The sequence below is a fragment of the Arthrobacter globiformis genome (genome assembly GCF_030815865.1).
GTDB classification, from domain to species: domain Bacteria; phylum Actinomycetota; class Actinomycetes; order Actinomycetales; family Micrococcaceae; genus Arthrobacter; species Arthrobacter globiformis_B.
The window spans coordinates 5078907-5089906 of the sequence record NZ_JAUSXI010000001.1 but is presented as its reverse complement, the minus strand read 5'-3'; the positions used below and the strand labels follow the sequence as shown (position 1 = coordinate 5089906).

Annotated in this window: 9 protein-coding genes; 3 read left to right on the top strand and 6 right to left on the bottom strand. The window is 67.5% G+C overall.

Annotated elements, in window-relative coordinates; genetic code table 11:
• The first annotated feature begins 28 nt into the window (after nt 1–28).
• Nucleotides 29–166 (top strand): hypothetical protein, encoded by a 138-nt coding sequence (locus QFZ33_RS23755; RefSeq protein WP_307031579.1) that lies wholly within the window; start codon nt 29–31, stop codon nt 164–166.
• Nucleotides 167–249: 83 nt separating this feature from the next.
• On the opposite strand, the gene QFZ33_RS23750 is transcribed toward QFZ33_RS23755, so the two are convergent.
• On the bottom strand, nt 250–1242 hold the full coding sequence (locus tag QFZ33_RS23750) for a hypothetical protein (protein ID WP_307031578.1): 993 nt from the start codon (nt 1240–1242) through the stop codon (nt 250–252).
• A 129-nt stretch (nt 1243–1371) separates the two neighbouring features.
• Nucleotides 1372–3084, bottom strand: coding sequence for a helicase HerA-like domain-containing protein (locus tag QFZ33_RS23745; protein ID WP_307031576.1), 1713 nt, complete (start codon nt 3082–3084; stop codon nt 1372–1374).
• Nucleotides 3085–3238: 154 nt separating this feature from the next.
• Here QFZ33_RS23745 and QFZ33_RS23740 point away from each other — a divergent pair, with 154 nt between their 5' ends.
• Nucleotides 3239–4228, top strand: coding sequence for an LLM class flavin-dependent oxidoreductase (locus tag QFZ33_RS23740; protein ID WP_307031574.1), 990 nt, complete (start codon nt 3239–3241; stop codon nt 4226–4228).
• A 208-nt stretch (nt 4229–4436) separates the two neighbouring features.
• Nucleotides 4437–7064 carry a trehalase-like domain-containing protein gene (locus tag QFZ33_RS23735; RefSeq protein WP_307031572.1) on the top strand — a complete coding sequence of 876 codons (2628 nt, stop codon included), beginning with the start codon at nt 4437–4439 and terminating at the stop codon, nt 7062–7064.
• A gap of 30 nt (nt 7065–7094) precedes the next feature.
• On the opposite strand, the gene QFZ33_RS23730 is transcribed toward QFZ33_RS23735, so the two are convergent.
• From QFZ33_RS23730 to QFZ33_RS23715, 4 genes are all read right to left on the bottom strand, one after another.
• Entirely contained in the window at nt 7095–8216 is a 1122-nt protein-coding gene (locus tag QFZ33_RS23730) for an FAD-dependent oxidoreductase (protein ID WP_307031570.1), read from the bottom strand.
• 53 nt (nt 8217–8269) lie between these two features.
• Entirely contained in the window at nt 8270–9196 is a 927-nt protein-coding gene (locus QFZ33_RS23725) for an AEC family transporter (protein WP_307031568.1), read from the bottom strand.
• Between the two features lie 139 nt (nt 9197–9335).
• Entirely contained in the window at nt 9336–9764 is a 429-nt protein-coding gene (panD, locus tag QFZ33_RS23720; protein WP_307031566.1) for an aspartate 1-decarboxylase, read from the bottom strand.
• A 56-nt stretch (nt 9765–9820) separates the two neighbouring features.
• Entirely contained in the window at nt 9821–10849 is a 1029-nt protein-coding gene (locus tag QFZ33_RS23715) for a LysR substrate-binding domain-containing protein (RefSeq protein ID WP_307031564.1), read from the bottom strand.
• Between the last annotated feature and the right edge of the window lie 151 nt (nt 10850–11000).

Here is an 11000-nt window from a genome sequence, read left to right as displayed (position 1 = left end):
CCCGGCAGCGCCGCCAGCGGGCCTCATAGTGGAACTCGACGGAATCGCCTTCCACCCCGAACCGCGGCAGTTCAAGAAGGACCGGCGGCGGGACAACGCAGCCCTTGTTCGGGGGCTGCCGGTGCTTCGCTTCTTTTACGACGTCGTTCACGCCCCCAAGCGATGATCGCCCAGGTTCGGGAGGTCTTGGCGAGGGGTTCGTTGCGCTGGCCGCAGCTGGACCAGCCCGGTTCAGCGAGCTGGCGGGCCCTAGAAGGTGAGGAGCGGCGTGACCTTGATGGTGTCGCCGTTGATGTCCAGACGCGTCGTGAAGCTGAAATCGTGCTGCACGTCCAGGGGCGAGACGGCCCCGCTGAACAGGTCGATCTGCTCGGCAGTGAGCTTTGCCTTGCCGTCCAGCGGCGCCACCACCCACTTGCCGTCAAAGGGCTCGATGGTGATCTTCGGGTACTCGGTGATGCTCCACTTGATGGTCCCGAGCACAACGCGGTTGTTGGTGACGTGGTAGAACGGGCAGTCGGGCTGGAGCCGCTGCTGCTGGCCGGCTTCGGCCGCGCACTTGTCGAGGAATTCCTTGACCCGTGCGGACACCGCCTGGTTCAGCTCGTCCGTGGCATGCGTGAGCAGGTTCAGCGGTGCGGCGGGAGCCTCCCGTCCGGAGACCGTGGCCCGCGTGGGCGGTGCGGCGAAGTATTGGCCGTTGAGGGACGCCTCGTACTCGCCCGGATAGAACACCGCAAAGCTGTTGTGGCCGCCGGGCATGTTCACCGGCACGCCGTTAAACGTTGCCTCACTGGAGTTCACCACCGTCACGCTAACGGTGGGCAGCGTGGACGGCACAAAGGACCACTTGTGGAAGAACAGCCATTCCGTGCCGGTGCTCTCCAGCAGGAACTCGGTGTGCAGCTGGCTGCCGTCGATGGTGTAGTCCATCGGCACCATCACCCGGTTGCCGCCGCGCCCTACTGCGGCGCCGAGCTTCACGTTCGTGATCCGCGCGGCCGACGTCTGCAGCGCCGTGCCGTCAAGCATGGCGGGGTCGGCGTCGGGCACCGACGCACGGAGCAGGCCCAGCGCCCGCTCGCCTTCGCCGTGCTGCAGGGCCTCCAGGTATTCGCGCACCGGCTGCTGCGGACTGGCCACGGAGGAGTTGACCAGGTTGACCGAAACGATGGCGCCAACGATGGCAAGCATGAGGCCCAACAGCCATCCGGCCGCCGTCTTCACCAACGCTTGACTCATTTGCACTCACCCCACGTTACCTGCAAGGTCAGCCAACTATGGAGTAGCGGCGGTCCCCGTGACGCTCGGCGGGCACGCGGAAACGCCCGACGGCGGGTCTAACCCGCCGCTGTCGGCGCTGCTTTTCCGCTAGCGGCGCCGCCGGGACGAGGTGCCGAAAACGCCCCGCAGGAGTTCCCGGCCCAGCTGCGTTCCCATGGACCGGGCCATGCTTTTCAGGCCGCTGCCAAGGGCCCCGCCTAGGGCGCCGGTGATGTCCCCCATCATGCCGCCGGACTGGGGAGCCTGGCGTCTGGCCGGGGGCAGGGAAACTGGCCCGCTGCCGGCGCCACCGCTGCCAGGCTGCCTGCTGCTGGGACGGCCAAGGATCTCCTCCTCGATGCGGCGGGCTTCGTCGTCGACCGCCGTTGGGTCGGGACTGCCGGGGACGAACACCTCGGGCGAGGGCGCCGGCGGCTGCCCGGCTGCCGCGGCGCCGGTGGGCGCTCCGGCCTTGCCGGTCAGCTTCTCGTAGGCGGAGACGTTGTCCACCGCGGTGCCATACTTCGCGAGCAGCGCCGACCCCGCCACGCTGCTCCGGACCAGTTCGCCGGTGCTGGGGCCCATGACGGACTCCGGTGCCCGGAGCCGGGTCAGGGCAACCGGCGTCGGCGCGCCCCTCTCGTTCATGACCGTGATGACAGCCTCGCCGATGCCCGCGGACGTCAGGGTCTCCTCGAGGTCATAGTCGCTCACAGGGAACGTTGAGACGGTGGCCTTGAGCGCCTTCGCATCCTCCGGCGTGAAAGCCCTGAGCGCGTGCTGGACGCGGTTGGCCAGCTGCCCGAGGACATCCGCAGGGACATCCTTCGGAGTCTGCGTGACGAAGAAAATGCCCACTCCCTTGGAGCGGATCAGGCGGACCGTGGTGGTGATGGCTTCCAGGAAGGCCTTCGAGGCGTCATTGAAGAGCAGGTGCGCCTCGTCGAGGAAAAACACGAGCTTGGGTTTGTCGAGGTCACCGGCTTCGGGCAGGTCCTCGAACAGATCCGCGAGAAGCCACATCAGGAAGGTGGAGAAAACCATCGGCTTGGTCTGCAGGGTGGGCAGCTCCAGGCAGCTGATGACGCCGCGCCCGTCAGGCGCCGTGCGGAGCAGCTCGGCGGTGTCGAACTCCGGCTCGCCGAAAAAACGCTCCATGCCCTGCGCCTCGAGAGCCACCAGCTCGCGCAGGATGACGCCGGCAGTGGCTTTGGACAGGCCGCCCAGTTCCTTGAGCGCTTCCTTGCCCTCGTCGGCGGTAAGGAACTGGATGACGGCGCGCAGGTCCTTCAGATCCACCAGCTCGAGGTTGTTCTTGTCCGCAAAATGGAACACGAGCTGGAGGCTGGATTCCTGGGTGTCATTGAGCTCCAGTACGCGGGAGAGCAGGATGGGCCCGAACGACGTGATCGTGGCGCGGACCGGGATGCCGTCGCCGTCCCCGCCGAGGGCCAGGAACTCCACCGGAAACGTCTTCCCCGACCATGCCTGCCCGATGCTCTCGGTCCGCTTCGCCAGCTTGTCGCTCCCGGCGGCCGCCGTGGCTAGCCCGGAAAGGTCGCCCTTGATATCCGCCAGGAACACGGGCACCCCGGCGGTCGAGAGCTGTTCCGCCATCATGTGCAGAGTGACGGTCTTGCCCGTGCCGGTGGCGCCAGCCACGAGCCCGTGCCGGTTCATCATGGACAGCGGCAGCCGGACCGGAGCGTCCTTGTGCAGTTCGCCGTCGACGATGGCGGCACCCAGCTCGATGGTGGCACCCTCCAGGGCATAGCCCTTTTGGATGGTGGCTACTTTATCTGCAGTGGACTTGTTGGCCATGCCGCCAGCATAGCGGCAGGCGCATGGACGGGATATGTGGACAGCGTCACCGGGCCAGACAGAAATAACCCGGGTGCCGTCGTCGTTGTTCCCAATGTGCCGGACCACCGCTGGGCCGGCAGCTGCGCAACCCCCTACGAAAGGCCGTCCTGCCGTGACTGTTCCCCTCTCCATCCTCGACCTGGCAACCATCGGCAAGGGCCAGACGGCGGCGGAGAGCTTTGCCGGGAGCGTCGCCATGGCACAGCTGGCCGAAAAGCTCGGGTACCAGCGCGTCTGGTACGCCGAGCACCACAACATGTCTTCCATCGCGTCGTCGGCCACATCCGTGCTGATCGCCCACGTCGCCGCGCACACCGAGAGCATCAGGCTCGGGGCAGGCGGTGTGATGCTGCCCAACCATTCTCCACTCACCATCGCCGAGCAGTTCGGCACCCTGGAGACCCTGCACCCCGGGCGGATCGACCTGGGCCTGGGACGTGCGCCCGGCAGCGACCAGAACACCATGCGGGCACTGCGCCGTGACCCGCACTCGGCCGATACCTTCCCGCAGGACGTCCTGGAACTGCAGGGCTACCTGACAGGGCCCACCCGCGTGCAGGGGGTGGAGGCAACACCGGGCAGGGGAACCAACGTGCCCCTGTACATTTTGGGCTCCTCCCTCTTCGGAGCACGGCTGGCGGCCCAGCTGGGGCTGCCGTACGCCTTCGCCTCCCACTTCGCCCCGAATGCGCTGCAGGACGCCGTCGCCGTGTACCGCCGGGAGTTCAAGCCGTCGGAGCAGCTGTCCGCCCCCCACGTCATCGCGGGCGTCAACGTGGTGGCCGCCGATGCTGCCTCGGACGCCCAGGAGATGCTGCGCGCCACGATGCGGGCCCGCGTCTCGCTGTTCTTCGGTGGCGGGCGGCAATTCACCGACGACGAAGCGGACATGATCCTGGACTCGCCGCAGGGACAGCACGTCTCGCAGATGATGAAGTACTCGGCTGTGGGCACCGCGGACGTCGTGCTGGACTACCTGGAGGGCTTCGCCCGGCACGCCGATGCCGACGAGCTCATCGTGGCGCACCAGAGCACCGGCACCGCAGAGCGGCTGCGCTCGGTGGAGCTCCTGGCGGAGGCGGCCGGACTGGTGAGCGTCTGAGCTCTGCGGCAACGAAACATTTGCCGGCCCTGTCCGGGGCTGCCCTTGACTAAACCCGCAGGTCGATTCGCCCACCTGCTGATGCTTGACAGGACCGGAGGCCACGAAGTTACACGAACGCAATAACCGGGATATTCAGGGGAAACGGCCGCGGCGGACACTTTAAGTGTCCAAGACCGCTTGGGGATGATCCGAAGGATTGCCGCGCATGCCCACTCCGCTTAACCAGACGGTGGCCGATTCCGCACTGCTGACCAAATCCCTTCCGCTGGGCCTGCTGCGGGCCTTCGTCCAGTCCGAGGCGGGCGACGACGGACTGACACCCCAACTGCTCGGCGAACTGAAGATCTTGGCGCGGACGCCGGGACTGCTCGTCGCCTGCAATTACGGCGGAACCCTGTGTGCCGCCGAAGGCATCTCCACGGAAACACTGCCCCTCGGCGGCGCGGCCATCGCCCTCCGGGCCTTGGCGGCCCTGCCAAACACGCATGCCGCCGTCATCTCCGGACGGTCCCTGCGCGACCTGGCTGCGGTTTCCAGGCTTCCCGCAGAGGTCCACCTGGTGGGCTCGCACGGCGCGGAGTTCGACATGGGATTCGCCCACGGACTGTCCCTGGCCACCGAGTCGGTGCTGCAGCAGGCAAACCAGGCGCTGCTCGAAGCGGTGGGTGCCTACAAGGGAATCAGCATCGAACGGAAGCCCGTCGCGGTCTCTGTCCACACCAGGTCCGCCGCCCCGGACGTCGTGGCCAAGTCTGCCACGAAGGCGGAGGAGGTTGCCCGGGCCCTCGGACTGTTCTTCATTGTGGACGGCTCCGTCCTGGACCTGTCCGTGGTGCAGCCCTCCAAGGCCGATGCCCTGGACCACCTGCGCGCGCGGCTGGGTGTGAGCGCCGCGCTGTACGCGGGCGATGCCATGAGCGACGAACTGGCCATGACCACGCTCCGCGGCCCGGACATGGGCCTGTGGGTGGGGGACCTGCCCGCGTCGGCCCAACACCGGCTGAAGGATCCGGAGTCCTTCGCGCGCGTGCTCGGAATCCTCTTCGAACTGCGCCGTGCCTGGCTTTTCGGCGAGGACGCCGTGGGCCTGGAGAGGCACTCCATGATCGGGAACGGCTCCTCCACCGCGCTGGTGACGCCCGAGGCAAAGATCTGCTGGATGAGCCACCCCTTGCCGGATTCTGGCTCCCTCTTTGCCCATATCCTGGGCGGCGACGCCGCCGGTCACTTCTCCGTGGAACCGGTCAAGGCGTCGCGGGTGCTGGGGCAGCGGTACGTGGACAGCACCATGATCGTGGAAACGCGGTGGGCGGACGTCACCGTGACGGACTATCTTGAACCGGCCCCGGACGGCATCACCAGCCTGGTCCGGGTGCTGTCCGGAACCGGGGCGGCCCGGATCGTTTTCGCGCCCCGGCCGGACTACGCCAATGCGCCGTTCAGCATGGAGGCCCGCGGCGGCGAGCTTCACGTCGTCGGCACCTCCGACCCCATCATTCTGCTGGCGCCGGACGTTAGCTTCGCCATCACCTCGGACGGGCGGCACGCAACAGCCACCGCCGAGGTTAACCTGCGGCACGGACCGGTTGTCCTCAACCTCCGGTGCGGCGATACGGAACCCCAGCACCCGGACGGGACGGACGAAGCGGACCGCAGGGCCGCCGTCGCGCATCATTCCAACCGCTGGGTGAAGGGCCTGACGCTGCCGTCCGTCAAACCGTCCCTAGTTCGGCGTTCGGCCCTCGTGCTGCGCGCACTGGTCCATGAGCCCACCGGCGCCGTGCTCGCGGCTCCCACCACGTCCCTTCCGGAGGGCATCGGCGGCACCCGCAACTGGGATTACCGCTACTGCTGGCTGCGTGACGGTTCCATGACTGTCAACGCCCTGGTGGACCTGGGGTCAACAGTGGAGGCGGACGGATTCCTCAGGTGGCTGACCGGCATCCTGGCGAACGCCCCGGGGCCGGAGTGGCTGCATCCGCTGTATTCCGTGACGGGCGCGCCGCTGTCAACGGAGGCCATCATCGAGAGCCTCCCCGGATATGCGGGATCGCGTCCCGTGCGGATCGGCAACGCCGCGGACCACCAGGTCCAGCTGGATGTGTTTGGCCCGATTGCGGAGCTGATCCACGGGCTGAGTGAGTCCCGGGGATCTCTGGCGGACGGGCACTGGGAGCTGCTGGTCCAGATGGCCAGCGCCGTGCTGGCTCGGTGGCATGAGGCGGACCACGGCATCTGGGAGGCGCGCCGCGCGCCGCGGCACCACATTTACACCAAAGTGATGTGCTGGGTTACCCTGGACCGGGCCCTCCGCACCGCTGCCCGCCACGGCCGAAGCCCCCAGCCGGCCTGGGCTGACACGGCCGCCACCATCCGGGACGAGGTGCTCCGCGAGGGATGGGACCATAGCGCCGCGTCCTACACCGTCGCCTACGACAGCCCCGACCTCGACGCCGCGGTGCTGCACATCGGGCTGTCCGGCCTGCTCGACGTCAACGACCAGCGGTTCCTGGACACCGTCACGGCCGTGGAGCGGGAACTGCGGGTGGGACCCACGGTCTTCCGGTACAAGTACGACGACGGTCTGCCGGGCCTGGAGGGCGGCTTCCACATCTGCACCACCTGGCTGATCGAGGCGTACGTGGCGGTAGGCCGGATCGCCGACGCCTGGGACCTCTTCGACCAGCTGGTGAATCTGTTCGGACCCACCGGGCTGCTCCCGGAGGAGTACGATCCGGGCACCGAGACTCATCTGGGGAACCATCCGCAGGCGTACTCGCACCTTGGGTTCATCCGCTGCGCCCGGCTCCTGGACCGGCACCAGCGCGGTTAGCCGGGGCGGGAGTTATCCGGAAGCTAGCGTCTAAGCCCGGGAGGCAGCGAAGATCTCCGGCGCGGGGCCCTCTCCGGTGGCAAGGTCCGCGAGGATCCGGCCCACCACCGGAGTGAACTTGAAGCCGTGGCCGGCGAAGCCCGCCCCGATGACCACGGGCCCGATCCGGTCCAGCACGAAGTTGTGGTCCGGGGCGGTGGTGTAGGTGCAGCTGATGTCGGTCATGGCGTCGGCGTCCACGCCGGGCAGCCAGTCCCTCGCGTACTGCTGCAGCGCTGCGCGCTGGCGCGGTTCGGGCAGGTAGGATCTCCGGTCCGGGTCCACCACGGGCCCCACACCGTGCCAGCCCGCCTTGACGCCCTCTCCGGGGGTCAGCATGCCGTACACGGGGGAGTACCAGCCGGCGTAATCCCCGCCCTCGCCGGGGAAGTGGTTGAACCCGGGCCAGGCGGCGCCGTCGTCGGTGATGCCGAAATGTGCCGGCTGCTCCTGCGTGACGGTCAGGCGCGGCGTGGCGATCGATCCTGCCAGCAGCTTGGAGGTCCAGCCGCCCGCGGTGACCACCGCCTGCCGGGCGGTGAGCACCTCCGTCCGGCCCCCGTCGTCCACGGTCAGCCGGACGCCGTCGTCGAGTATTTCCAGCCCCACAACCTTCACGCCGTGCCGGACGGCCGCGCCGTTCCGTGCCGCGAGCCGCTGGAACGCCGGAAGGGCGGCCTCCGGGTTGAGCTGGCCGCCGTCGGGCATGTGGAGAACCTGCTGGTCAAAGCGAATGCCGCGCCAGCGCTCGCCGGCTTCAGCCAGCGGAACGAAGTCCGCCCGGAGGCCGGCGCTGTTCAGAGCTGCGTGGATCTCGCCGAGGCGCGGGTCGGGGCCGTGGTTCACGACGCCGGTGCGCACCAGCAGCCGTTCGCCGGTCTCGTCCTCGAGCTCACTCCAGAGCCTCAGCGTTTCCGCGAGCATGGCCACGTACTCGGGTTCAGCGTAGGCAAGGCTCAGGTTCCGGGTGGCGCCGTGCGATGCACCTTTAAGGTGGCCGGGCGTGAACTGCTCGAGCAGGGTCACGTCGCGCCCCCGGGCGGCCAGCGCCCAGGCTGCAGCGGAACCCATGGCTCCGCCTCCGATGATCACGGTGTCCAGGGTGGTGTTCAAGGTTCCTCCAAGTCGGGGCGGCAGCCGCGGAGCGGTCGGGGATGGGGCGGCAGTTATGCCAGAAGCAGGGCCACACCGATCATCGCAGGCACGGCCACGATCGTGGTGACCAGGACGGTGTCCTTCGCGACCGTGAGCCCGGCCTTGTACCTGCTGGCGGCAACGAACACATTCTGCGCGGTGGGCAGGGCGGACGTGACCACCACAGCGAACAGCGCCGGCCCGTCCAGTCCGAGGGCGAACCGCGCGAAGAGGTAGGCGATGGCCGGGTGCACGAACAGCTTGAAGCCGCTGGCCAGCAGGGCATCGGTTCTCCGGCCGGCGGCCGCCTGCAGCGGCTTGGAGCCGTTCAGGCTCATGCCGAAGGCCATCAGCATGGCCGGAATTGCGGCGCCGCCGATCAGGTGGATGGGCTCCAGAAGCAGCGGCGGGAGCTGCCAGCCCGTTCCGGCGACCAGCAGCCCAAGGGCCGAACCCACAATCATGGGGTTCTTCAGGACCAGCATGATGAACCGGGGCGGCGTGGTCCGGTGCGAGCTGGTGGTGGCATCGAGGGCCATGAGGAACATCGGCGTGAAAAACGCCAGCTGGAAGATCAGCAGGGGAGCGACATGGCTGGCATCGCCGAGGACGTACACGGCAATGGGGATGCCCAGGTTGGCGGAGTTGGCCAGTGAGGCGCTCATGGACGACATCAGTGATTCCGGCACGGTGCGTTTGAGCAGGAACCTGACGATGACAAAGAACAGTGCGGCTGTGGTGGCGGCGCCGACTGCAGCCACGAGCAGCGGCGCGGCGAACACGTCGCGCAGGCTCGCCCGGCTCAGCGTCTCGAAGAGCAGCGCGGGGCTGGCAACGAAGAAGGTCAGCCCGCTGAGGACCTGGCGCGCGTTCTCGCCGAGGATGTCGCGCCTGCCCACGAACATGCCCACCAGAATGATGGACCAGACCACGAAAAAGCCTGCGAGGACGCCTAGCACGGGGTTGCCGCCAAGGGCAGGCTGAGGCAGGGGGCAGCATCCACCATCCCAGCCTAATCAGATTTATTCAGCCGCGGTTCACGTTGTGGCAGGGATCTCGCTGTTGTGTTGTCTTACCCGGTACCCGAAGGCGCCGGTGCTAGCTCAGCGCGGCGTTGTTGAGTGCGAACGGGGGCCGCAGCAGACCCGGGGTGAGGCCTTCGGCGGGGTCGTTGCCCAACTGGATGATGCGGTTGTCCTTGTCCACGTGGACAACCTTGGGTTGGTAGGCCTTGGCTTCGTCGGTGGTCATCTGCGCGTACGTGATCAGAATGACGGTGTCGTTCTCCTGCACCAGGTGGGCTGCGGGGCCGTTGATCCCGATGACGCCGGAACCGCGCTCGCCGGCGATGGTGTAGGTCTCGAGACGGGCGCCGTTGGTGACGTCCACGATGGCCACGAGCTCACCGGGCAGGATGTCGGCAGCATCGAGCAGGTCCAGGTCAACGGTGACGGAACCCACGTAGTGCAGGTCCGCGTGCGTGACGGTGGCCCGGTGGATCTTGGACTTAAACATTGTGCGATTCATAACGTCAACAGTCTAACGCCGGGGTCAACGCTTGGCTGTGAGCCAGGGAACATCCGTTACACCGCTTTTCCGCCTCGTGCGGTTCCTTCTGTGCCCTCGGCTGCCGTTCCTTCGGATGCCGTCGCCGTTGTCGTGGCCGTTGTGGGGGCGCCGGAGGCGTCCGCTCCGGTGTCGATTTCCTGGGCGGCCGCAATGGAGGCGGCAGTGGAGGCAAGGATTTCGCGGGCGGCGAGGATGGCGGGCCGCTGCGCGCCGGAACGCCGCACGGATGTGAAGACCGTCCGCCTGGGCTTGCCGGGAAGGTCCAGCAGTTGGGCCGTTGTGCCCCGGCCGGTCCACACCAGGTCCGGCATCAGAGCGACGGCGTTCCCCGACTCGATCAGGCGGATCTGGGCCTGGAGATCGGCTGTTTCAAAGCGCACGTCGGGCTCGAAGCCTGCGCTCCGGCAGGCCTGCTCTGCCCAGTGGCGTGAGGCCGCGCCGCGCGGTTCCATCACCCAGGGCATCTCTGCCGTGTCCGCGAGCGAGTCCACTTTCGGCCTGCCCTCGGCGGCCGGCGGGACCGCGAGTCGGATGGCGTCACTCGTGAGGCGCACGCGGTCCAACTCCGGGTAGCGGGGCGCGGCGTGGCCGGGGTACTGCTCGGCGATGACCAGGTCGAAGTCACGGGCCCATGTCTCATGCAGCGCCGTCTCGGGCTCGCGCTGTGTCATTTCGATCCGGACCTCGGGATAGGTCGCGGCGAGGCGGGTCAGCGCGTCCGGCATGAGCGCCAGTGCCGCGGACTGGAAGACGGCGATCCGCACGGTGCCCGAGACAGTGGTCAGGGACGCGGCCAGGTCAGCCTCGGCCTGCTCCAAGGTTTCCAGCAAGTGCGCTGTATGCGCCACCAGAACCTCAGCCTGCGGGGTCAGCTGCACGCGGCGACCTGTTTTTCTCAACAGTTCCACGCCCACTTCCTTCTCAAGCAGGGCCAATTGTTGGGAGACTGAGGATGGACTGTACTGCAGGGCTGCTGCCACCTCGGCGAGCGTGCCCCGGATCTTCAGCTCGCGGAGCAGCCTCAACCGGCGGACGTCAAGCATGGGTTGTTCCTCGGGTTGCAGAAATGAATAGTTGGACTAACGAATACTGGTTAGAAGTATGCACTTTATCTAATGCAATACTGCTTGCATACTAAACAGATTGAGTTATCCCCATCACAGGGCGAAATGGTGGGGCCGCACCTACGCAGGA